This is a genomic window from Paenibacillus aceti, assembly GCF_003614185.1.
Classification (GTDB): domain Bacteria; phylum Bacillota; class Bacilli; order Paenibacillales; family Paenibacillaceae; genus Fontibacillus; species Fontibacillus aceti.
Genome location: NZ_KZ987724.1, coordinates 779,707 through 803,769, shown reverse-complemented (window position 1 = coordinate 803,769; position 24,063 = coordinate 779,707). Strand labels below are relative to the sequence as shown.

Annotated in this window: 22 protein-coding genes and 1 pseudogene; 1 reads left to right on the top strand and 22 read right to left on the bottom strand. The window is 50.4% G+C overall.

The genetic code is table 11. The annotated features are described in order from the left end of the window. Positions 1 to 83: 83 nt before the first annotated feature. The 19 genes from BFJ94_RS03630 to sucC form a co-directional block, all read right to left on the bottom strand. Entirely contained in the window at positions 84 to 470 is a 387-nt protein-coding gene (locus BFJ94_RS03630) for a TIGR02530 family flagellar biosynthesis protein (RefSeq protein ID WP_120461290.1), read from the bottom strand. Beyond that, positions 463 to 1,029 carry a flagellar hook assembly protein FlgD gene (locus BFJ94_RS03625; protein ID WP_120461287.1) on the bottom strand — a complete coding sequence of 189 codons (567 nt, stop codon included), beginning with the start codon at positions 1,027 to 1,029 and terminating at the stop codon, positions 463 to 465. The genes BFJ94_RS03630 and BFJ94_RS03625 overlap by 8 nt, the downstream gene beginning before the upstream one ends. Positions 1,030 to 1,047: 18 nt before the next feature. Next, positions 1,048 to 2,490, bottom strand: coding sequence for a flagellar hook-length control protein FliK (locus BFJ94_RS03620; RefSeq protein ID WP_120461285.1), 1,443 nt, complete (start codon positions 2,488 to 2,490; stop codon positions 1,048 to 1,050). A 46-nt stretch (positions 2,491 to 2,536) separates the two neighbouring features. After that, positions 2,537 to 3,472, bottom strand: a complete 936-nt coding sequence (locus BFJ94_RS03615; protein ID WP_120461283.1) for a MotE family protein — start codon at positions 3,470 to 3,472, stop codon at positions 2,537 to 2,539. Positions 3,473 to 3,520: 48 nt separating this feature from the next. Further along, complete coding sequence (gene fliJ / locus BFJ94_RS03610; protein ID WP_120461281.1) at positions 3,521 to 3,964, bottom strand: flagellar export protein FliJ; 444 nt, start codon at positions 3,962 to 3,964, stop codon at positions 3,521 to 3,523. Positions 3,965 to 3,975: 11 nt separating this feature from the next. Next, positions 3,976 to 5,295 (bottom strand): flagellar protein export ATPase FliI, encoded by a 1,320-nt coding sequence (gene fliI / locus BFJ94_RS03605; RefSeq protein WP_120461279.1) that lies wholly within the window; start codon positions 5,293 to 5,295, stop codon positions 3,976 to 3,978. Between the two features lie 11 nt (positions 5,296 to 5,306). After that, positions 5,307 to 6,143, bottom strand: a complete 837-nt coding sequence (locus BFJ94_RS03600) for a FliH/SctL family protein (RefSeq protein WP_120461277.1) — start codon at positions 6,141 to 6,143, stop codon at positions 5,307 to 5,309. Beyond that, positions 6,136 to 7,152, bottom strand: coding sequence for a flagellar motor switch protein FliG (fliG, locus tag BFJ94_RS03595; protein WP_120461275.1), 1,017 nt, complete (start codon positions 7,150 to 7,152; stop codon positions 6,136 to 6,138). The genes BFJ94_RS03600 and fliG overlap by 8 nt, the downstream gene beginning before the upstream one ends. Positions 7,153 to 7,163: 11 nt before the next feature. Continuing rightward, complete coding sequence (gene fliF / locus BFJ94_RS03590) at positions 7,164 to 8,762, bottom strand: flagellar basal-body MS-ring/collar protein FliF (protein ID WP_120461273.1); 1,599 nt, start codon at positions 8,760 to 8,762, stop codon at positions 7,164 to 7,166. A gap of 33 nt (positions 8,763 to 8,795) precedes the next feature. Then, positions 8,796 to 9,092, bottom strand: a complete 297-nt coding sequence (fliE, locus tag BFJ94_RS03585) for a flagellar hook-basal body complex protein FliE (protein ID WP_188831420.1) — start codon at positions 9,090 to 9,092, stop codon at positions 8,796 to 8,798. Between the two features lie 46 nt (positions 9,093 to 9,138). Next, positions 9,139 to 9,588, bottom strand: coding sequence for a flagellar basal body rod protein FlgC (flgC, locus tag BFJ94_RS03580; protein ID WP_120461269.1), 450 nt, complete (start codon positions 9,586 to 9,588; stop codon positions 9,139 to 9,141). Positions 9,589 to 9,594: 6 nt separating this feature from the next. Next, positions 9,595 to 10,002 (bottom strand): flagellar basal body rod protein FlgB, encoded by a 408-nt coding sequence (gene flgB, locus BFJ94_RS03575; protein ID WP_120461267.1) that lies wholly within the window; start codon positions 10,000 to 10,002, stop codon positions 9,595 to 9,597. Between the two features lie 390 nt (positions 10,003 to 10,392). Continuing rightward, positions 10,393 to 11,799, bottom strand: a complete 1,407-nt coding sequence (gene hslU, locus BFJ94_RS03570) for an ATP-dependent protease ATPase subunit HslU (RefSeq protein ID WP_120461265.1) — start codon at positions 11,797 to 11,799, stop codon at positions 10,393 to 10,395. Positions 11,800 to 11,816: 17 nt separating this feature from the next. After that, positions 11,817 to 12,359, bottom strand: a complete 543-nt coding sequence (hslV, locus tag BFJ94_RS03565) for an ATP-dependent protease subunit HslV (RefSeq protein ID WP_120461263.1) — start codon at positions 12,357 to 12,359, stop codon at positions 11,817 to 11,819. Between the two features lie 385 nt (positions 12,360 to 12,744). Next, a complete protein-coding gene (gene trmFO, locus BFJ94_RS03560) occupies positions 12,745 to 14,067 on the bottom strand; it encodes an FADH(2)-oxidizing methylenetetrahydrofolate--tRNA-(uracil(54)-C(5))-methyltransferase TrmFO (RefSeq protein ID WP_120461261.1) in 1,323 nt (440 codons plus the stop codon). A gap of 61 nt (positions 14,068 to 14,128) precedes the next feature. Next, the gene (gene topA / locus BFJ94_RS03555) at positions 14,129 to 16,228 is read right to left on the bottom strand and encodes a type I DNA topoisomerase (protein ID WP_120461259.1); all 2,100 of its coding nucleotides are present in this window, start codon (positions 16,226 to 16,228) and stop codon (positions 14,129 to 14,131) included. Between the two features lie 67 nt (positions 16,229 to 16,295). Next, positions 16,296 to 17,384, bottom strand: a complete 1,089-nt coding sequence (gene dprA, locus BFJ94_RS03550; protein ID WP_188831419.1) for a DNA-processing protein DprA — start codon at positions 17,382 to 17,384, stop codon at positions 16,296 to 16,298. A 163-nt stretch (positions 17,385 to 17,547) separates the two neighbouring features. Continuing rightward, positions 17,548 to 18,477, bottom strand: a complete 930-nt coding sequence (gene sucD, locus BFJ94_RS03545; RefSeq protein WP_120461255.1) for a succinate--CoA ligase subunit alpha — start codon at positions 18,475 to 18,477, stop codon at positions 17,548 to 17,550. A gap of 36 nt (positions 18,478 to 18,513) precedes the next feature. After that, positions 18,514 to 19,674, bottom strand: a complete 1,161-nt coding sequence (sucC, locus tag BFJ94_RS03540) for an ADP-forming succinate--CoA ligase subunit beta (RefSeq protein ID WP_120461253.1) — start codon at positions 19,672 to 19,674, stop codon at positions 18,514 to 18,516. Positions 19,675 to 20,248: 574 nt separating this feature from the next. Here sucC and BFJ94_RS03535 point away from each other — a divergent pair. Then, positions 20,249 to 21,841 (top strand): YifB family Mg chelatase-like AAA ATPase, encoded by a 1,593-nt coding sequence (locus BFJ94_RS03535; protein WP_120461251.1) that lies wholly within the window; start codon positions 20,249 to 20,251, stop codon positions 21,839 to 21,841. Positions 21,842 to 21,873: 32 nt separating this feature from the next. On the opposite strand, the gene BFJ94_RS03530 is transcribed toward BFJ94_RS03535, so the two are convergent. From BFJ94_RS03530 to BFJ94_RS03515, 3 genes and pseudogenes are all read right to left on the bottom strand, one after another. Further along, positions 21,874 to 22,269: a YraN family protein gene (locus BFJ94_RS03530; protein WP_120461249.1), complete on the bottom strand. Its 396-nt coding sequence runs from the start codon at positions 22,267 to 22,269 to the stop codon at positions 21,874 to 21,876. Between the two features lie 787 nt (positions 22,270 to 23,056). Next, the gene (locus tag BFJ94_RS03520; protein WP_120461243.1) at positions 23,057 to 23,362 is read right to left on the bottom strand and encodes an EscU/YscU/HrcU family type III secretion system export apparatus switch protein; all 306 of its coding nucleotides are present in this window, start codon (positions 23,360 to 23,362) and stop codon (positions 23,057 to 23,059) included. Continuing rightward, positions 23,359 to 24,063: pseudogene (locus BFJ94_RS03515) on the bottom strand (flagellar hook-length control protein FliK); the annotation flags it as partial. The pseudogene BFJ94_RS03515 and the gene BFJ94_RS03520, both read right to left, overlap by 4 nt.

Below are 24,063 nucleotides of genomic sequence, written 5' to 3'. Positions count from 1 at the left end.
TATTCCTCCCGTTTGATAGTTGTTAGAGCCGCTTCAGTCGATCTGCGGCATCTGCTTGGCTCTCCGAATCCGGGCCAGCCAAATTAAGAAATAATAACTGCACTATCGATTTGAGTAAATACATTATCCTGCATACTGCTCTTGTCCATCGCCGTAACGACCGTACGGTTCTGCACATTGACGATCAGCGCCATATCCTTCATCAGAATTAAGGAATCCTTGGCTCCCTTGGCAGCCGCGCTGTCGATGGCTGAATTGATCTTGCTGATCTGCTCAGGCTTAAGCTCAATTCCCCGTTGCTCCATACGCTTGACGGCGTGGTTGCTCAGACGAATTAACTCCTTCTGGAACAATTCATCGAAGGAATTCCCCGCCTGCGGCTGGATTCCAGCACTATTCTTCGGCTGCTGAAGCGCACCCGGACGGGCGATGCCTGGGTACAGATTACCTATGCGTACTGGCTCATTCATCGGTCTTCGCCCCTTGATCTACCGGCGGTTCCTCCGGAGCAGTCTCTGCAGGAGGCTGGATTTCCTCGGAAGGCCGATCAGAAGGCTCCTCGACTTCCGGTGGATTCTCCACTCTCTCGATCTTGGACACCTCAATGTCCTGATTTCCGACTCTGACATACATTTGACCATCCCGAACGATCACCGCTTCAACGATTCCACCCGCTTTATCTGAGATAATTACAGGCTTCCCGGTCGCGATATCGTATTCTCCGGTAGTAGTTGATTTATTCCAACTGACGGCCTTGCCGATGAGTCCAGAAGTGTTGCCGAGCGACTGGTTCATCACGGCGATCTGATCGGAAATTTTGACCAATTGCTCTACCGATGAGAACTGTGCCAATTGAGCGATTGTATCCTTATTGTCCATCGGGGATAACGGGTCCTGATTCCCCATTTGCGTAATCAGCAATTTGAGGAAGGCATCCTTGCCCAAGGTGTTATCGAGCTTGCTCGCGGTGGCTACATTCTCAGCCGAGTAATTCGGCCACATGACCTTTGGTGTAACGACATCTGCCATAATGCTTACCTCCTCTCCCTATGCTCTGGCTACGAAGGAGCTGCCCAAGTTCATGGCACTGGCTCTAACCTCGCTAACCCAGTCATTCCATTCTTCATTAAGATCGTAGACAGACAATAATTCCTCTTCAGTACCGGTGGTTACATCACGCCGTTTGCCTTGTTGCTGCTGACCGGTTCCACTGCCTGGCTGCTGCCTTCCGTCATGATACATATGTGAAGAGAGAGAAGTATTCTGCGTTACTTCGAGCTTGCTCACCTGGAGTCCTTGAGCCTGTAATGCAGAACGCAGCTGTGACATTTGTGCTTCAAGAGATTCCTTGGCAAAGGCATGCTCAGTAATAAACTGCGCTACCAGTTGCCCACCCTGCATCTTGATCTGTACATCGACACTGCCCAGATGCTGAGGATTCAAGGAGATTCTCGCTTCAGACATTCCATGGGCTTTAATAATATCCAGCTTATTAATCAGGAACTGTCCTACTTCTTTGCCGAAGTTCTCTACAGGTACGGGCGGAGCCTTAACTGTCAATTGCGCTGCCCCTGCATCACGCAGAGCGAGCTGACCCGCCGTGACGACCTGTCCGAATTGCAAGGATGGCATATCATCCGCGCTTGAAGCGGAACCAGACTTCTCGATTCCCTCCAGCTGTTGTACATTGCCAGTTGATGTCAGAGCTTCTGATGCAGATAAGCCAGTCTTACCAGCTAAATGAATGGCAGGTACAACCTCTTGCCTCGCACTCACGGCTTTCCCGTTTTCGGTGCCCAAGACCTTGTTAGCAGTCAGATGAAGAAGCACGTCCGTCCCCTTATTCCCAGCTATGGAGCGAGAAGATTCCGCAGCAGTGTCCTTCACTTCAGCTTTTACTCCTGTAGCGTCCAGAATGCTCTTCAGAGATCCGAGCATATGTTCAAAGGGCTGAGCGTTAGCTCCTGCAGTTGCACCTGCTGCCTTCGACTCGATATGCGTGGCCGCCAGCTGTAGCAATGTGTCATGCAGCGAGAATTTGATCGTCTCTGCATGCTGTGCCAGTACAGGCAATTGCTCCTCAGCGGGAACCGCTGTATCCATGCCTGAAGCTGCTTCGTTAGGCTGCAGCGACTGCTGTGCCTGAATGATCCAGCTTTGCAGTGCTGACAGAAGCGACGGATTGTCGACCAATGCATCATCCAACTGTTCTAGCTGCTGAAGCAAGCTATCCATTAAATTGTCCAGCGCCTCCGTCTGAGAATCCGTCTGCACTTCCTCGCCAGCCATCTCAGCTGCCCCGCCTAACAGAGCATTCAATTGAGTTAAGAGCTGTACTTGCTGGGATTGACCGCCTCCGCCCATCAAATTGAGCATAGCCTGACTGAATGATTGGGATGGATCTACAGAAGCTGCTCCCTTGCCGCCTCCGGCGGATAGAACAGAGCTTGCCTGATTGCCAGTGAATAAATTAGTTACCGCTTGAGTCATATTTTTTTTCACCTCCTTTCAAGATTCACTATTGAACCACTAAACGCTATTTCGCCACTAGCTGATTCAATATTTTGACAGATAGCTTATCATCCTCGTCGGTCATCTTAGACATAATCTTCGAGCGTGTCGTATCATCGATCGCCCGCAATATCTTCAGCGATTTGTCCGGACTGATTTTATAGGTCTGCAGAATCAGCTTGGCTGCCGAATCTGTTGACATGGCAGCAAATGTTGCGCCTAGTTGTTCATCGTCCAGCGTTTTATTCGTAACGGAGAGCGCCTCCGTCTCCGAATCCTTCTTCAATCTGGATTGCAGTGCAGCGATGGCCAAATCCTCGGAAGGCTTTACATCCTTCAAGCGAATGGAAATGTCCGCCGCCTTCTGTGGGTCCATCTTCTCCAGGATCGCTATCTTGCTCTCATTGCCCATGACACTGAGCATTTGCAGTGTCTCTTCCTCGGTCAGCTTATCGAAGATCGCCGCCGCCTTGCTAGGACTCATATCCGCATAGATTTTCGACAGCTTCTTAACTTCCTTCAGATAATTCGCCGCTTCCTCTTCCTGAGCCGCCTTAGCGGTCACCTCGCGCTGGCTGCTCAGCTCAGTCTGCAGCTTCTTAACCTGGTCCTCCTGCTCCTTCGCCTTCGCGTCAGCCTCCTGGAGCTGAAGCTGCTGCTTCGTCAGCTGTTCCTTCAGCTGCTTGATCGTCGCTTCCGAGCTCTTCTCTTGCAGCTTGGTCTCCTGCTCCTTCTTCTCCTTCGGCGTATCTGACTCTGAATCAGGAATCCAATTTTTGACGATCGGTATTTGCTTGCCGAAGTCAAACAGCGTATCGCGGAAATTCATATTGAATAAAGCCATGAGCACTGTGAGCATTACGATCAAGAAAATGATCGGCGTGACGAAGAATAAAAATCTCGAGAACCCTCCGCCCGATTCCTCCATCTGCTCATCCAGCTCTATTTCATCTTTTGCCATCCATATCCCCTCCTTCGTTAACCATCCATAGCTTTGCCCACTTCTCTTTTAGCGGGCCTTCATGGCGAACCGGACCGTAGCCATCTCGTCCAGTTCGTTTTGTTCCCGAAGAAGCATCTCGTGCTGGAATTTCTGCTTGGCCTTCTCCTTGGCTTTCAGCCAAACCTTCTCATCAAGCATCTTGCCGGTCAAATGCGATTTCTTCTTATCGACATTGACTTCAGCCCGTTTCACATCGCCGGTTTTCCGCAAAATACATACTTCTAAATAATCCATATAATATTGGAGCTCCTGCAGCTTCACTACCGAAGCCGTATTCGCCATTTCCGACTGAATTTCAGCCATAGCATTGGAACGATCCAGGAACAGCTGCTCCAAGGAGCGCTGCTGGGCTTGAAGCTCGCCCACAGCAGCAGATAGCATCCATTCAGCCTGAGTTTTCTCATTCGACTTCAAATCAACGACTTTCTGATATGCGTAACGGAACTTCATCGTTGTATTTGTCACTCCCTAGTAAATTCGGAAATTAAACGTTCCTGTGCTTCGGACAGCACTACCTTCTCATCTACCTTCTGCTTCGAAAAAGCCCAGATGCTCTGGATAAAGCTTATCGCTTCGTCGATCTCCGCATTGGAGCCTTGCTGGTAAGCGCCGATATTAATCAAATCCTCGGATTCCTTATACACTGCAAGCAATCGTTTGTAATTCTCAGCTGCCTCATTCTGTTCCTTAGTCACGATATCCTTCATTACCCGGCTGATGCTGGCCAGAATATCAATCGCCGGAAAATGCCCTTTATTGGCGATGCTCCGGTTCAGAACGATATGCCCATCCAGAATCCCCCGTACAGCATCGGCGATCGGCTCGTTCATATCGTCGCCATCCACCAATACAGTGTAGAAGGCCGTAATCGAACCGGCCGGACCGGTTCCCGCCCGTTCCATCAGCTTCGGCAGAGCAGCGAACACCGAAGGGGTGTAGCCGCGCATCGCCGGAGGCTCTCCGACTGCAAGCCCGACTTCACGCAGGGCCATAGCATAACGGGTGACCGAGTCCATCATCAGCATGACGTTGAGGCCGCGATCACGGAAATATTCTGCAATCGTCGTAGCGATCAATGCACCCTTCATCCGGATCAATGCCGGCTGATCGGAAGTGGCTACGATGACCACCGAGCGTTCAAGCCCTTCAGGCCCCAGATCACGTTCGATAAAGTCCATTACCTCGCGACCGCGTTCCCCTATCAGTGCGATAACGTTAACGTCCGCTGAAGTATTCCGGGCAATCATGCCCATCAATGTACTCTTCCCGACCCCCGAACCAGCGAAGATACCAACGCGCTGTCCTTTGCCGATGGTAAGCAACCCATCGATCGCTCTGACTCCAATGCTGATCGGCTCTGCGACCCGTGGGCGGCTAAGCGGATTAATCGGTTTGGCGAAGGTGGAATAATGCCCTAATCTTGAAGGAAGCATCGATCCATCCAGCGGCTGCCCCAGCCCGTCCAGCACCTTGCCGAGCAATTCAGACCCGACCTGCACTGTAAGTGGCTTGCCGGTCCCGACAACATCACAGCCTGGTCCAATCGATTGCAGCTCTCCAAGCGGCATCAGCAGTACCTTATTGTCGCGGAATCCGACGACTTCTGCCAAGAGCGGCTGGGAAGATTTATTCGGATATATGTAACAGACATCGCCGATGCTTGCATCCGGTCCCTCGGACTCAATCATCAGGCCGATGACTTGTGTGACTTTGCCATTAACACGCACAGGATCAAGTTGTCTAAGATGCTCGATATAACGCGATGAATTAATGGTTGTCATTTCTTCGTCCCCTATTCCTCAGTTTGCAGCGAGATGCGCACTAGTTCCTTCTTGATCTCCGCAAGCTGGGTATCAATTCTGGCATCGATACTACCGTAAGCCGAGCGAATGACGCAGCCGCGGTCTTTCACCGTAGGATCGGGCAGAATTTGCAATTCAGCCTGGGAATCGATCGCAAGCGTCAATTCCTCTCTGGCTGCTTGTACAAAAGCAAATTGGGCTGGAGCTACGCATAACGTAATCTCCCCTTGCTCTCTCTTGCGGGCAAGGCTGCTCTTAATGAGCTCTACCGTATATTCCGGCTCCAGAGACAGCTGTTTGTCGATGATCTTCTCGGCGATCGCACAACTTAGCTCGACGAGGAATGGCTCGGATTCTTGAATGATCCGTTCTTTCTCGACATAAGCCTGCTGCAATACTGCGCTCGCCTCCTGCATCATTCGATCAACCTTCTCCTTCAGCTCCTGTTCAGCCTGAAGCTTGCCTTCTTCATATCCTTGGCTGAAGCCATCCGATTTGACGGCCTCGACAAGATGTTCATCCTGTTCTCGTTTCTCCTGCCACCAAGCCTCAATCTGTCCTCGTGCTTCAGCGAGCAAGGCCTCTGCCTCCTCTGAGGCAGCCCTAACTTGCTGCTCGGCGAATTCCTTGGCATCGGCTAGCATCTGCTGTCTGGCTTCTTCAGCTGCGAGATCTGCTTCCGATCTGGCTTTGGCTTCAATTTCATGGATCGGCTCCATCTCCTGCTCAACTACCGGCTCTTCGGCCACGGCATAGGATTTGGCTAGATCCAATTGCTTAAGAACATCTACCGGTACGTACTGCGACACCTTAATCAAATTAGACAATGATGTCATCCCCTCCGCCACGAGCAATAATGATCTCACCGGCTTCTTCCAGTCTACGTATCGTAGCTACAATGCGAGTCTGAGCCTCTTCCACATCACGCAACCGCACAGGCCCCATATACTCCATTTCTTCCTTGAATGTATCGGACATCCGTTTGGACATATTGCGGAAAACCGCTTCGCGTACCTCTTCGCTTGCCACTTTAAGCGCAAGCTGTAAATCGGCATTCTCGAGGTCGCGGATAATCCGTTGAATCGAACGATTGTCGATGTTGACGATATCCTCGAATACGAACATGCGCTTCTTGATTTCCTCGGCCAATTCCGGGTCCTGAATTTCCAGAGAATCCAGAATCGTCCTCTCTGTACCACGATCGACACCATTCAAGATTTGTACAATCGATTCTATACCGCCGGCGCTGGTGTAATCCTGAGTTACTGTAGCCGACAGCTTCTGCTCCAGCACACGCTCCACCTGGGAAATGACCTCAGGCGAAGTACTATCCATCATCGCGATCCGACGTGCCACCTCAGCTTGTTTCTCTTGGGGTAGCGAGGACAGAATCGCGGCAGCTTGCTCAAATTGCAGGTAAGACAGCACCAATGCAATCGTCTGCGCGTTCTCATTCTGAATGAAGTTAAGAATTTGATTCGGATCGGCCTTACGAGCGAAGTCGAACGGTCTTACCTGCAAGGTTGCAGTCAATCGGTTAAGAATATCCTGAGCCTTGCTCTCGCCAAGCGCCTTCTCCAGAATCTCCTTGGCATAGTTGATACCGCCCTGAGAAATGTACTCCTGAGCCAGACAAATCTGATGGAATTCTGTCATGATCATTTCTTTATCTGCACTATCGACCTTACGTACATTTGCTATTTCCAGCGTGAGCTGTTCAATTTCTTCCTCACGCAAATGTTTGAAAATTTCTGCGGACACTTCCGGGCCTAAAGTAATTAACAAAATCGCCGCTTTTTGTCTTCCTGTCAGCATCCCTGAGTTTCCCTTTGACAATGCGTTCACCTCTATTCCTCAGCCAGCCAGGTGCGAAGCAAGTTGACAAATTCATCCGGCTTCTTCTTGGCCAGTGTCTCAAGCTGTTTGCGCACTTGGTTCTCGTTCGTAACTGATTCCATATTGATGGAAGGAAACTCCGGCGTCAGCGGCGGCATTGGAATTTCTTCTTCCATGACTTCCTCTTGCTTTCTGTTGCGGCGGACCAATAGGAAGACAATACCTGCAATCGCCAGCAATGCAGCTGCCCCAACTCCCCATACCAATGGGCTAGACAGGCTTAAGCCAGAAGTTTTTTGTTCTGTTCCATGAAATGGTTGCGAAATCACAGCAACTTTTCGTTGTAGATCTGCGTCTGTATATGTAGTACCTGAATCTGCTAGATACGATCCTACAATATTAGCCAGGATGGTCCGTATCGCTGATTCGGTTGCAGGGTCCAGAGACTGCTCCCCATTTGGCGGCTCGACCACTGCATTGATGGTTAAATCCTTAACCACATATGGACTGGCAACGATATCCTTGGTAATCCGATTTACTTCATAATTGATCGTAGAAGAAGATTCCTCGGATGAAGAACCGTTTCCTGTTCCCGCTGCCGGATATCCCGGCACATCCTGTTCACCCGTTCCAGCTATGCCGCCTTCGGCATTGGACTGGCCGGTGTAGCTCTTCTGGATCTTCTGGGCGCTAATTTCGATGCCCTTCATGTTCTCCGTATCCACCGGAGTTACTAGATTATCCTTCTGAATCACTTGGTCAAAATTCAGCGTCGATCCTACCAGCACCTCGATCTTTTCAGGTCCGGTCAGCTTGGACAAGAACTGCTTGACGCTCTGGCGCACATCGCTCTCGAACTTTTTCTGCAGCGCCATATTTTCCTGGACTGCCGTCGTTAGCGAAGCCGTTTTGCCATTGCCTCCGCCTTCTCCCGAAGCCAGCAGTACACTGTCATCACTGGAGGTCAGGGTAATATTCTCAAGCGGCAGATTAGGCACAGAGGTCTTAATCAGGTTGAAGTATCCATCGATCGCCTCCTGAGTCGGACGATAGCCCGGCTTGAAGGTAACGACAACAGATGCCGATGCCTTCTCTTGCTCGGAAGGACTTGCAAATACATTCTCAGCTGGCAGGTTAATCAATACTTTTGCATTGCTGATGCCCTTCATGTTCTTCAGCAATTGCTCAACCTCGCCGTTCAATGCCTTTTTGTATTTCACACTGAACTCATTATCTGTCATACCGATCAACGAGGAGCTCTCGTTGAAGGACTCAAGTCCAATCGAGCCGTTCTGAACAATGCCCTGTGAACCGATATCGACTTTTACCCTGGCAGCATTCTTGCTCGGTACCGAGATGCTTGACCCATCCGGGCTCAGCTTATACGGGACTCCGCTTGATTCCAGATACGTGATTATACCAGCCGCATCCGTGGAATCCAGATTCGTAAAAGCGACATCATATTCCGTTTTAGAAAATTGGACCGTAAGCAGAATAATCGCCAGCAAAATAATCGAAACTGTAGAAATCAACATTATTTTTTGTTTCTTGCTGAAACGGTTCCAGTATCCGGTCAGCTTATCCCGGTACTGGGCAATTCTCTCATTCACGACGTCACCTCATCCAAAGCTTGCTAGTTTTCATTAAATTTGCGTACGCATGATTTCTTGATATGCCTCTATCACTTTATTTCGCACTTGCGTAGTTAACTGCAAACTTAACAAGGCCTGCTCCGAGGCGATCATCACCTGATCGGGATTCACTTCACCGACCAGGAACTTGTCATTCAAAACCTGAACATTCTGTTCTTGCGCGGCTACATTATCAAGTGCATCTGATAAAAAAGAGCCGAAGCTCTTGATAGCTTCTCCGGGAGTCTTCCCGTTAGCTGTACTGTTCTGCTCTACTCCTTCCAAGGGCTTTACAGTATTAAGATTCATACTCTGTATCAACGATCAACACTCCTTATTCGACTAGATAAAGATTCTATTTGCCAATCTGCAAAGCCTTGGTAACCATCGCCTTGCTCGCATTTAACGCGGTCACATTCGCTTCATAGGACCTAGTCGCTGCGATCATGTCTACCATTTCCTTGAGAATATCCACATTCGGCATATACACATATCCTTCGCTGTCCGCATCGGGGTGCGTTGGATTATAGACCGGCTTGAAAGGTGCGCTGTCTTCTTTGATTTGCGTGACCTTGACCCCTTGACCCATCTTCGTATCGCCCAGCGCTGTATCCAGCGCTTGTCCAAAGCTCTGCTGCTTAGGCTCCAGCACAACCATCTTCCTCCGATAAGGAACCGCTTTGCCGTTAACAACCTGAGCCCTTGTCGTCTCCGCATTTGCAATATTCGCCGATATAACGTCCATCCTCAGACGCTGCGCCGTCAGCGCGGAAGAACTGATACTAAAGCTGTTGCTGATGTTCAACTTCCGTTATCTCCCTTCGATCGCATTCCGCTTCATTTTGATTTGGTAATTAATTTGCTCTATGTAGGTGTTATATCTCAATTGATTCTCAGCGAGTTGTGACATTTCACTATCTACATCGACATTATTCATGTTATTATTCATCGCTGTCGTTCTGTCTGTCGTAACCATAGGCGCAGGTATGGCGGAGGATGGACCTATGACAAAATGCCTATTATTGGTACGTATGCCCTGTAAAGCAGGCATGTCACCTTCCGTTGCTTGCTGCAGCAAACTCTCAAAAGAAACGTTTGAACGTTTGAAATAAGGGGTCTCCTGATTGGCTATATTATTCGCCAGCACGCTTTGGCGCATATTCGCCGCCTCCACCGCTGTCTCAAGTCGGTTGAACCCCATTCCGTTCAATAGTTGCATTATTTCGCCCCCTTTATTATTTCGCATATTTTACCTAAGTGTACGTATTCAACATTCAGATGGCATTCCCTCTTTTTTCGACATTTTTTCTGATATTAGAATATCATTGAAATGCGTTAATGTAGAAAAATACATCTTAATGTCATATAACATAAGTTTCTAGGAGAATCGATTTTATTACAATAAGAAAAAAGCACTATCTTTGAAATAATTGGCTTTAATTTTGACAATAATTAAATTTTTTTCTATTTTTTCGAGTGATCTCGACAACGACTAGGCTTAGAGGATTCCTCTTTTATTCCTCCGAGCCCAAAAAAAGAGCCGTGCAACCCTAATATCACTGGGTCTTACGGCCTCTTTAACGGGTTTGTCTATCATGTATGCATCATTTTAAAGAATATATTGGCTTAAATCCCGATCTTTCACAATATCTCCTAATTTATTCCGCACGTACTCCGGCGTAATCGTCATTCTGTCCAACGTAAGCTCAGGCGCCTCGAAGGATAGATCCTCCAGCAGCTTCTCCAGAATCGTATGAAGCCTTCTCGCCCCGATATTCTCCGTGTTCGCATTAACATTCGCCGCAATCGCCGCGATCTCCCGGATCGCTTCATCCGAGAATTCGATCTCGATATTCTCTGTACGCAATAGCTCTACATATTGCTTCGTCAGGGCATTCTTCGGCTCGGTCAGGATCGAGACGAAATCATCCAGGGTCAAGCTGTCCAATTCGACCCGGATCGGGAACCGTCCCTGCAGCTCCGGAATCAAGTCGGATGGCTTGGCGATATGGAAGGCCCCTGCAGCCATGAACAGGACGTAATCCGTCTTGACAGGGCCATACTTGGTCATCACCGTAGAACCCTCTACAATAGGCAATATGTCGCGCTGAACACCTTCCCGGGACACATCCGGGCCCGATCCCTGACCGCGACTGGCTACCTTATCGATCTCATCGATGAAAATAATGCCCGACTGCTCAGCCCTTCTAATCGCTTCCTGGGTCAGATCATCATGATCGATCAATTTGGACGCTTCTTCCTGGGTCAGAACCTTCCTCGCTTCCTTGATCGTTAGCTTCCTGCGCTTCGTCCGATGCGGCAGCAGACTACCGAACATCTCCTGCATATTCATGCCCAGCTGATCATTGCCCTGACCAGCAAACATATCGAACATGCTCGGTGCATTGTCCTCGACGTCGATCTCGACGATGTCGTCCTCCATTTGACCTGCCAGCAGCTTGAAGCGCACCTGGCGGCGCTTCTCGTTCAGCTCAGTGCTATCCTCTTCCATAGGCTCCGTTCCAGAGCCGGAGCTCTGATTACCATTCCCGAACAGCATCTCGAACGGATTACGTACGCCCTTGGACTTATGGTCTGAAGGAACGAGAATCTGCACCAGCCTCTCATTTGCCAATTCCTCGGCTTTATCCTTCACCTGCTCTGTACGTTCAGCCTTGATCGTACGAATGGCCACCTCGACCAAATCCCGCACCATGGATTCCACATCCCGACCGACATAGCCTACCTCGGTAAATTTAGTCGCTTCGACTTTGACGAACGGCGCTCCTACCAGCTTGGCGAGACGGCGGGCAATCTCCGTCTTCCCGACACCGGTCGGCCCGATCATTAGAATATTCTTAGGTACGATTTCATCCTGTACTTCATCGCTGAGCAGGCTACGGCGATAACGGTTGCGTAGCGCGACCGCGACGGATTTCTTGGCCTGCTTCTGCCCTACGATATATTTATCCAATTCGGCAACGATTTGCCTTGGTGTTAAATTCTGATTTGTCATCCATAATCCCTCCCGCATCAAAGTTCTTCAACGATAATATTGCTGTTCGTATAGACACAAATTTCCGATGCGACCTGCAGTGCCTCACGTACGATTTCCTTCGCTTCCATTTGCGTGGCGTTACGCTTCAACGCACGGGCAGCAGACAAAGCATAGTTGCCGCCGGAGCCGATCGCCAGAATATCATCATCAGGCTCAATCACTTCTCCGCCGCCGGAGATCATGAGCATCCCCGTTTTGTCCATAACGATTAAAAGAGCCTCCAGCTTGCGGAGCACACGATCCTGGCGCCAATCCTTCGCCAATTCAACCGCAGCTCTCTGCAAATTTCCCTGGTGCTCTTCCAATTTCCCTTCGAACTTCTCAAATAATGTGATCGCATCCGCTACTGAGCCTGCAAAACCGGCCAGCACCTGTCCTCTATACAGTCGGCGAACCTTCTTGGCGGTCTGCTTCATAATAACGCTTTCACCTAGCGTTACCTGACCGTCTCCCGCAATCGCTCCCTTCCCGTTATGTCGAACGGCACAAATTGTAGTAGCATGAAAAGTCGGAACCATGAACAACCGCTTCCTTCCATCTGATATTATAGCACCCGCCTTCTCCCTTCTCCAGGCCTGGCTCCAGGAACCAGTGGAGCTGCGAAGGGCGTAAACGGGTGCTGCTATTGTCTGCATTCATTGGCGAAAACCAGCTCCAGCAGCTTATAAGTGCAAATATGCAATTATATGGATGCTTTCCGGCTTCCCCCGAGGATATAGCTGCTATTATACAACTACTCGGACAAATCAGCTGTCGATCGAGGCATAAATCAGAAAATAGCTGTATTTACGCAGCTATCCTCTGCTTCAATGCTCATTTTCCGAAAAATAAGTGTATTTAAGCAGCTATTAGCTATTGTTATGCTATAACTCTATGATATAACACGGTGAAATCTTAGTCTAATCAAGCCATTCCTTCGTCATCTATGAACGAACGCAGGCTATCCAGCGCACGCCGGGCCAGCGCCTCGTTCTTCTCGGCCTTCTTCCGGTATCTCGTATCCAGCTTAGGGAATAATCCAAAATTAGCGTTCATCGGTTGGAAATGCTTGAAATCCGCTGTGGTAATGTATCTGGCCATGCTGCCGAGCGCCGTATCTTCAGGTAGAACGATCCCGTCCTGACCCCGAGCGACTCTAGCCGCGTTCAAGCCGGCCAGCAGCCCTGAGGCCGCTGATTCAACATAGCCTTCCACGCCTGTCATCTGTCCGGCGAAGAAAAGACTTCTCCGCTCCTTCAATTGATAGGTAGGAAGCATCAATTGTGGAGAATTTATGAACGTGTTACGATGCATGACACCATAGCGAACAAACTCCGCATTTTCCAGACCTGGAATCATCGAAAAGACGCGCTTCTGCTCGCCCCACTTCAGATGGGTCTGAAATCCGACCATATTATAGAGCGTTCCTGCCGCATTATCCTGTCTGAGCTGGACAACGGCATAAGGAAGCGTACCAGTATGCGGATTGACCAGCCCCACCGGCTTCATCGGGCCGAATAGCGCCGTCTGCTTGCCACGGCGCATCATAATTTCAATCGGCATACAGCCTTCAAAGTAAATCTCCTTCTCGAACTCCTTAAGCTGAGCAACCTCAGCGGTGATAAGCGCTTCGTAGAAAGCATCGAATTCCTGCTCTGTCATCGGACAGTTCAGATAGGCGGCCTCCCCCTTATCATAGCGAGAAGCGAGGTACACCTTATTCATGTCGATCGATTCTTTCTCGATAATCGGTGCAGCCGCATCATAGAAGTAGAAATAATCCTCCCCAGTCAGCGCCTTGATCTGCTCAGAAAGAGCCGGCGAAGTCAGCGGGCCTGTCGCAATGACTACGATGCCCTCTTGCGGAATCTCCCGGATCTCTTCGTTAACGACTTCGATGAGCGGATGCTCCTGCAGTGTTCTAGTAATCTCTCCAGAGAAGCCATCGCGATCTACAGCGAGCGCCCCTCCAGCTGGAACCGCATTACGGTCGGCGGAGCCAATTACTAGCGAATTCAGCATCCGCATTTCTTCCTTCAATACGCCGACTGCGTTAGTAAGCGTATTCGCCCGCAGAGAGTTACTACATACGAGCTCAGCAAATTTATCCGTATGATGCGCCGGTGTCTTCACGACCGGGCGCATCTCATATAGCGTAACGGGTATGCCGCGACTGGCGATCTGCCAAGCCGCCTCGCTTCCGGCCAAGCCTGCGCCGATGACGGTAACCCTATTAGACTCTGTCAACTTAAATCCCCCCAGAATTCGCTGCTGTAGCTACTATATATGTCTTTATAATCTAACGGTCTTATTCGCCCGCAGCGTCTTCGTTCTCCTCGATCGGCTGTACGAAATCACAAGCGGTACATTGCAGCTTCCCGCCCTGTTTGTTGCGCTTCTCCACCAGAAGTGATCCGCACTTCGGACAAGGGATCGGCGAAGGTCTATCCCAGGATACGAAATCGCATTCCGGATAACGGTCGCAGCCGTAGAAGACTCTGCCCTTTTTGCTGCGGCGCTCCACGACATGCCCTTCCTTACATTTCGGACAGGTTACCCCGATATCCTTGATGATCGGCTTCGTATTGCGGCATTCCGGGAACCCGGAGCAAGCCAGGAACTTACCGAATCTGCCCAATTTATAGACCATCGGTCTTCCGCATTTATCGCAAATTTCATCGGAGACCTCGTCTTCAATTTCGATCTCCTTCATTTCTTTCTCAGCAACCTCAAGCCGCTTCTCGAAGGATTCGTAGAACTCGCTAAGAACGCGGACCCAATCCTCAGAGCCTTCCTCGACATGGTCGAGGTCTTCCTCCATGTGAGCGGTAAATTCCACATTGAGAATTTCCGGGAAGAACTGCTCCATCTGCTCGATGACCAGTTCACCCAGCTCAGTCGGAATGAATTTCTTGTCTTCAATCGCTACATAACCACGCTTTTGGATCGTCTCCAGTGTCGGTGCATAGGTACTCGGGCGTCCAATCCCCAGTTCCTCCAAGGTCTTAACGAGCCGTGCCTCGGTAAAGCGTGGAGGCGGCTGCGTGAAGTGCTGCTTCGGTTCAATCGTCTGTTTCGTCAGTACATCCCCTACTTGCAGTGGCGGCAGGAACTTATTGTCCTCTGTCGTTCCGTCATCATTGCCTTCCACATACACCTTCATGAAGCCCGGGAAGCGAATCTTCGAGCCGACCGCCCGGAACGTCACTTCGCCAGCCGGGATATCGACCGACATCGTATCCAGCACAGCCGAAGCCATCTGGCTAGCCATGAACCGTTCCCAGATCAGCTTATATAAGCGGAACTGATCCCGGCTCATAAAGGATTTGACCGACTCTGGATCACGCAGGGCTGAGGTTGGTCGCACCGCTTCATGGGCGTCCTGGGCTCCTGCCGCTTTCTTCGAAAATTGCCGTGGAGTTTCCGGAGCGTAGGCCTCGCCAAATTTAGCTACAATGTATTCCTTAGCTTCTTCCTGAGCCGAGGCAGCGATTCGTGTAGAGTCAGTACGCATATAGGTGATGAGACCGACGGTACCCTCTTTGCCCAGATCAACACCTTCATATAACTGCTGGGCCACGGACATCGTCTTGGCAGCACGGAAATTCAGCTTACGCGCCGCTTCCTGCTGCAGGGAACTTGTTGTAAAAGGCGCCGCAGGGTGACGGAGACGTTCCTTCTCCTTCACATCCCCGACCTTGAACTCCGCCCCTTCCAGGGCCTTTAAGATCTCATTCACTTGCTGCTCATTCGTGAGCTCAAGCTTCTCTCCCCGGTATTTATGAAATTTCGCTTCAAATTCCGAGTTATTGATTTTCAGAGTGGCCGTAATGCTCCAATACTCCTCTGGAACAAAAGCCGATATTTCATTTTCACGGTCCAAAATAATCTTTACAGCGACAGATTGAACCCGGCCTGCGGACAGCCCCTTCTTCACCTTTTTCCACAATAGCGGACTGATCTTGTAACCGACAAGACGGTCAAGAATACGTCTCGCCTGCTGGGCATTCACCAGATCCATATTGATCTTGCGCGGAGTTTTAAAGGCATCCTTGACCGCCTGCTTCGTAATCTCATTGAATACAACGCGGCATTCCTTCGAGGCATCCACATCCAGCACATGGGCCAGATGCCAGGCAATCGCTTCCCCTTCGCGATCGGGGTCAGCCGCCAGATAAATATTTTTCACTTTTTTGCTTGCATCTTTTAATTCCTTTAATACTGAACCTTTTCCACGGATGGTTATATATTTGGGATTGAAATCATTCTCCACATCAACCCCGGTTTGGCTTTTTGGCAAATCGCGAACATGACCCATAGAGGCCTTCACAATATATTTGCTGCCCAAATATTTTCCGATCGTCTTCGCCTTGGCAGGCGACTCTACGATAACGAGAGAATCAGCCACAGATCCATCCTCCTCTCAACAAATGTATATAGTCATATATTCTTTGCCACTCTTCGTTAGGAATGGACTATATAATCTTATAAACTGAACCAGGCAGCTGTACCGCCGCTTTTTTCATGATTAAAGATAACAGAACTGAATGTAAAAGTCCAAAATCCCATGACGTTTGCAGCAATAGATCATCGAAATGATTTATTCCCTGCTGCAACATATCGTAAATGCGCCGCTCCTCATCTGTCAACTCACAAACTTCAATTCCTTGCTTTAAGATAGTACGTTGAAAAGGCAAAAGGGACTCATATTCCTCTAAAATATCGGCTGTTTCCGTCACTATTTTGGCTCCCTGCTTGATAAGTCCAAGCGTTCCCCGGCTCTTGGGCGAGGTGATCGGCCCTGGTACCGCGAAGACATCCCTGCCTTCCTCCAGTGCAGCATCAGCTGTAATCAATGATCCACTACGAGCATCCGCCTCAACAACGACCGTCCCCCGGGAAATTCCGGCGATAATCCGGTTTCGCTGAGGAAACAGGCCGGGATGCCCCTTCATCCCGATCGGATATTCCGATATGATCAGTCCCTTCTCGGCGATTCTGCGATATAAAGAGCTGTGTTCAGGAGGGTATGCGATATCAATCGCCGTTCCTAAGACGGCAATCGTCGCGCCTCCGCAGCCAAGCGCTGCTTCATGGCAGATCCCATCTATCCCGCGCGCCATACCGCTGACGACAGCGACTCCTCTAGCGCATAAGCCTTCTGTTAGACTGGTAGCGACTTTGCGTCCGTATGCGGTAGGCAAACGTGTCCCAACCATGGCTACAGACAGAGCAGATAGTAAATGAATATCTCCCACCGTATACATAACCCAGGGCGGCCGAACTGTTTCCTTCATTAATAGCGGGTATTCCTCGTCATAGATCGTAACCGGCTTCACCCGTTTTCGCGCCATTTGCTCCAGTCTTGCTTCGATCCACCCGGCGGTGAACTGCTCTGTCATTTTCAGCGCCATTTCCGCCTCAAGTCCTCTGTCCATCCAATCCGCTGCGCTAAATCGACAAGCCTCGACCCAAGTATCATCCCGCTTGATAATATCCTCTATTCTTCTCCAGCCCAGGCCGTTCACAGCATGCAATCCGATCAATACTTCATTCCTATCCACCATTTACCCCTCCCATTCATCCAGAACTTGAAAAAACGACAAAAAAGCAACCCCCCAGCCATTTAGCTCAGAAGGTTGCTTACCTAAAAATTCGCCCAAAATACGCTAACTTACCATCGCTTGAAAGATATGAATAACCGTTTACAGCAGCTAACTTTTCCTCTTAATGGGTTGTGCAGAGGGTTAATAGACCGCGCTCTTCCAGTACACTGACCAAGGTCGCTCCCATTTCAGCAGGAGTTGGCGCAACCTTAATACCGCATTGCTCCAGCTTGGCGATCTTCTCCTTGGCAGTACCTTTGCCGCCCGAAATAATCGCCCCAGCATGGCCCATTCTCTTGCCCGGAGGCGCAGTTACCCCGCCGATAAAACCGACAACAGGCTTCGTCATATTCTCAGCGATCCATTCCGCCGCTTCCTCTTCAGCTGTACCGCCGATCTCGCCGATCATAATCACTGCATGGGTATTGTCATCCTCATTAAAACGCCGCAAAATATCGATAAATTCCGAGCCCTTGACCGGATCACCACCGATCCCGACAGCGTTAGACTGACCGATACCACGGGTCGTCAGTTGATGAACCGCCTCATAGGTCAATGTGCCACTACGCGACACTACGCCCACATGACCAGGCAAGTGAATATACCCCGGCATGATGCCGATCTTGCATTCTCCCGGCGTAATCACGCCCGGACAGTTCGGCCCGATCAATACCGTGTTCTTGCCCTCCATATAACGCTTCACCTTCACCATATCCAGCACCGGAATTCCTTCCGTAATGCAAATCACAAGCTCAAGCTCCGCTTCCACCGCTTCGAGGATCGAGTCGGCTGCGAACGCAGGCGGGACGTAAATAACGCTAGCAGTCGCCCCAGTAGCTTCCTTAGCTTCTCTTACTGTATTAAATACCGGCAAGCTCACCGTTTGCCCATTCTCCAGTTCGATGTCGACCGTAGTTCCACCCTTCCCCGGAGATGTTCCTCCAACCATTTGCGTCCCGTAATCCAATGCGCCCTTGGCATGGAATAACGCAGTTTTCCCCGTGATGCCCTGGGTGATAACCTTTGTATTCTTATCGATCAAAATACTCATACTTCAAGCCTCCCCTTTATGGATAAGGTGATTACATTAGGATACGAGCGCGACGATCTTCTGCGCACCATCCGCCATCGAATCTGCCGATACGATCGTCAGATCCGACTCGGCCAGAATCCGCTTGCCTAGCTCCACATTCGTTCCTTCTAGGCGCACGACTAACGGGCGGTCAAGCCCGACTTGATGAGCTGCTTCGACAATACCTGCAGCGATGACATCACACTTCATAATTCCGCCGAAAATATTAACGAAAATCCCCTTAACTTTATCATCCGAGAGGATGATCTTGAACGCTTCTGTAACTTTTTCAGCTGTCGCCCCGCCCCCTACATCGAGGAAATTGGCAGGGTCTCCGCCATAATATTTAATAATATCCATCGTCGCCATCGCGAGCCCGGCCCCATTAACCATACAGCCGATATTTCCGTCTAAGGCAATGTAGCTAAGATCGAATTTCGAGGCTTCGATTTCCTTCTCATTCTCTTCTTCCAAATCGCGCAGCGCCAGTATATCCTTGTGTCGGTACAGAGCATTTGAATCAAAATTCAGCTTGGCATCCAGCGCCATCACTTTGCCATCTCCCGTAACTACGAGCGGATTGATCTCCGCGATGAAGCAATCCTTCTCGACAAAGGCCGTATAGAGCGCCATCATGAATTGAACCGCTTGGTTAACCAGTTCATTCGGAATGTTAATGGCGTACGCCAGCCTTCTCGCCTGATAGGTCTGAAGACCTAGGGCCGGATCAACATTTTCCTTAAAAATCTTCTCTGGCGTAGCGGCTGCTACCTCTTCAATCTCCGTGCCGCCTTCCTCCGACGCCATCATAACAACTCTGCCAGTTCCGCGATCGATCACAACACCTATGTAATACTCCTTCTTAATGTCGCAGCCTTCTTCGATCAGCAGACGTTTGACCTCCTTGCCCTCCGGTCCGGTCTGATGTGTGACCAGCACCTTGCCAAGGATCTCCTCCGCATAAGCCCGCACTTCTTCCAAACCTCTCGCGACCTTGACGCCGCCAGCCTTACCGCGTCCGCCAGCATGGATTTGCGCCTTGACGACGGCGACCGGACTGCCTAGCGCAGTCGCTGCCTCAACGGCCTCATCAACCGTGAAGGCAACTTGTCCTCTCGGAACAGCCACTCCATACTGCTTCAGCACTTCTTTTGCTTGATATTCATGGATATTCATGCTTTAGAATCCTCCTATCAACAGGCGGTATTAGAAGTTGTTCCATAACCCTAAGTCTCGAAGCTTACAGGTATGGCCAAATCGTTGAAACCCCAATCATTGTATCATGTTTTTGAAACGCTTACCTTAAAAAGTTCATGAATTATACACAACTTTTTGATATCGGTTTGATCTCATTTCGAGATAAGTCAAGGATTTTTCGGGTTTTCTACAGAGCCATATTTCCCCTTATACAAAAATCGTCATATTACTGCAAAATATTTATAGTTACGAGCTTTTTCGTCATACATCCGCAGGTGTTAAACACCAATTATATCCAGGTTAACGATCGCAAAACAAGCTGATTTATCTTCTATATATTAAACATTCGCCAAATATTAAGATGTGATATTTTTGGTTGAAAATTAAGTTTGCCCCCTTGACATTTCACTGACTAAATTCTACGATACGATCAAAGAATAGTTTCCCGGAAAATATGGAAGCACCTTTTTTCCTTCATAAGCGATATGGCTCATTCGTCTAGCCTGGCTTATTGAATCTGTGATTGGGTTACGGAAAAGGGGTGTTTTTCTCTATGTCAAAATACAGTAAACTCTATAGCGCTTGTCTATACGGTATCGATGGGGTGTTGATTGAAGTCGAAGTGGATCTGTCTTCCGGAATCCCCCAGGTAAATCTGGTGGGGCTGCCGGATACGGCGGTTCGCGAGGCGGTGGAACGGGTCCGTTCAGCGATCAAGAACTGCGGCTATGCCTTCCCGCTGCAGCGGGTTACGATCAATCTCGCTCCAGCCGATTTGCGCAAGGCGGGCAGCGCCTTCGATCTGGCGATCGCGCTAGGGCTTCTAGCCGCCAGCGGACAGATCAGACTGCCGGATATCGAGCGGCTATTGATCCTTGGGGAGCTATCGCTTAACGGGACGCTCCGGCCAGTTCCCGGAGTGCTGGCTATGGTGGATCTAGCGATCAAGCAGGGCTTCGATTCAGTGCTTCTGCCTGTGGACAATGCACCTGAGGCGCTGCTACTGGACGGAATCAGAGTGTACGGATTAAGGCATTTGAAGGAGCTGAAAACAGGGCAGCAAGCTGATGATAAGGATGCGCCGTCCCCTGTACAGCCGCTTTCTTTAACGCACTTACGCATACATAAAGAGGAGCCGATTGATCTTGTCGAGCCTGCGCTATTCCCATCGCCTAGCGAGGATTTCAGCGATGTACTCGGGCAGCAACATGTCAAGCGGGCATTGACGATCGCAGCCGCTGGCTTACATAATATCATGTTGATCGGGCCGCCCGGTACCGGCAAGACTATGCTGATTCGTCGGCTCCCCTCCATCCTCCCTTCGCTCTCTCAGGAAGAGGCTCTGGAGGTGACGAAGATTTACAGCTCGGCAGGCAAATTAAAAGCAAGCGGCGGCGGTTTAATGAACGCGCGTCCTTTTCGCTCGCCGCATCATACGATATCTGGAGCGGGGCTGATTGGCGGCGGCAGCATCCCGAAGCCGGGAGAGGTCAGTCTGGCTCATAACGGCGTGTTATTCCTGGACGAGCTGCCTGAATTCTCAAGAGGCGTGCTGGAGGTGCTGCGACAGCCCTTGGAAGAAGGGTTCGTGTCCATCAGTAGAGCGCGGGCTTCCTTTACGTTTCCCGCCCGATTTTTGCTCGCCGCTTCATTAAATCCATGTCCGTGCGGCTATCTCGGGGCCGAACCGCCGCTTCCTGCATGTACCTGCAGCCCGGCCAGAGTCGCCCAATATCGCGAGAAAATATCCGGGCCCCTGCTGGACCGTATCGATATGCATGTCGAGGTACCGCGCCCAGCCAATTGGCAAAGTGATGCCCAGCCCTTATCCTCGGCTGAAATGCGCGCTGCGGTAGAAGCTGCCGAAGCCATCCAACTCAACCGTTACCGTCATTGCTCATTCAACCGCAACAGTGAATTATCCGGCCGCCTGCTGCGCAAATTTGCTCCCCTTGATCCCGCAGCCGCCCATCTGCTGCACGCCTCCTTCGACGCGCTTGGCCTTAGCATGCGCGCCCATGACCGCATCATCAAGCTGGCCCGCACGATCGCCGATCTGGAGGGATCAGACCGCGTATTATCCACCCATATCGCCGAGGCCATCCAGTATCGTCAGTTAGATCAGCACCAGGTGAAGTTGAATTAAGAAGCCTGCGATAGTCGTGGTGCAGTCGGCGACTAGAACGCCGCCTCTATATGCTCCAGCTTCGGTTCAGCATCCGCTTGGAACAATACAGTAATTACATCGAAGCGAACCGGGGCTGTCAGCTTCCCGGATTGCTGCAGGTAGACCGCTGCCGTCGCACGTACCTTTCTTATTTTGCGGGGAGTTATAGATTCGGAAGGTAGGCCGTAGGAGAGCGCATGACTACTGCGACTGCGCACCTCGATGATCACGATGCCCCCATCCTGCTCGGCGATCAAATCCAGCTCTCCGCTGCGACAACGCCAATTGGTGGATAGTATCGAATACCCTTGAGCTGACAAATATTCTGCTGCCAGCCTCTCTGCTCGCTGACCTCGCGCTTTGCGCTCATCCGTTCCTGCCCCTCTTTGATTTCCTGGACTGCTCATATTATCGGCTCCTGACATAGACTGATATCGACGCCATGTTTGATCTTGCTCGCTAAATTAGGGTGCTGCTGCCGCAAAAGGACGATATTCCCGACGTGTACAGCACCGACGTTGCATTTAAAATTTCTAGATACTCATTCAAGTTGATGGGACTGAGATGTGCGTGCGGATTGGCACGGATGGATGCGGATCGGTCTGAAGTCTGAGATGGACTACTATTGTCACTAAAAAGATGCATAAATGCAGGCTTTTCGCTCCACATCAGCTGTTTTTAGGAAAAGCCTTCGAAAGTGCAGGCTTTTTCCCCTTTTTCTGCAAAACCAGGTCGATAAGGAGGAAAAAGATGCATTTTCGCAGGAATTTGCTCTTGTGAGTTGGAATTACTGGCGAATTCCTGCATATTTGCAGGCTTTGAGGACGCATGGCTTTTACACATGGCCTCGAGGACTTTGAATCAGCGGCTACTCTGGATTGTAACGTATCGCTATTTGCTGCAAAAGGAGCAATTTAGACTTCTAACGAAACTTGGTATCGCTATTGCGGCAGAAAAGGGGCTAGACGACGTGTTTTCACTCTAATAGCGTCATGGCGTTTCGTTAGATTGGAGTGGGTACTGATTTTGCGCTAATAACGATATGGTGTTTCGTAAGAGCTCCGGGAAACTTGCCGATGCTTTCAACAAACAGCCTGATATTTGCAAACTCTTGGAGTAACTGAAGCTGTGCCGCAAGCTCTTGGAACTCTAACGAAACGTGATCACGCGATCCGTGGCAAAACACCTCCGAATCTAGTCGAAGTACCAATCTTCCTCTGCCTGTTTGTCGGAACGGTAGATGAAGGTCAGGATTTCTGCGACTAGATTATAGAGCTCAGGAGGAATCTGTTGATCTAAATCCAGCTTGGATAATACTTCGACCAGGGCCGGGTCTTCCTGTACCGGAACCCCGTGCTCCCGAGCCGTTTCCAGTATCCGCTCAGCCAGCATGCCTCTGCCTTTAGCCGCTATAACCGGAGCATCCTTGGATGGTTCATATTTCAAGGCGACCGCCTTTTTCATGGACAGCGGAAGCTCTTGGGATTTATCGCCACTCATATCCGATAGTCCACCTCTCTATATGAGCTGGGCGAATAAGTCTGAGATAAGCTTAGATCACTAGCTCCCTCCTCTTGATCCTCTTTAATTAACGGCTCAGCATTTAAGGCTAATAAACGGTAGCCCGCCGCATCCAAGGAAGCTCTGATCTCATCCTGTCGCGATTCAAGGAATGTTCCGGTGAGCTCATTTTCGCTATATATTTTAAGTAGAACCTTCTTGTCAGCTACATGCACATCGACCATGATCTGGCCGAGGGCCTTCATCTGCAAATCGAACCAGAGGCGGCAATTGTCTGCATCCAGCATGCCTCTGCGGCCGCGCCTTGACTCGATATGCACCGATGCCGTCTGCTCGCCATCTGGCCCGATGAAGGGCAGGAACAGCGTCACCTGCGCGAACGGAGCCGTGCGATCGGTCGTCAGCAATAGCTGCTGGCCGGTCAATTGGCTGGCCAGTTGGCGGGCAGTGTCCAGCAATGGTGCTGGAGCATCGTCTTGCGACAGCACCTGCATCAGCAGCCCCTTCAGCGTGTCATTGACGATGAGGGGGCTGCTCTTATGCGCAGCCGCAGCCATGGCTTCCGGCTGCGCCAGCCCGGCAGCCCCGGCGGCTTGTTGCACGCCGGGCGCTGCCCCGCCCGCGCCGCTATGCGGCAGCGCGGGCCCTTCCTGCGGCGCGGCCATAGGCCCGCTGCCGCC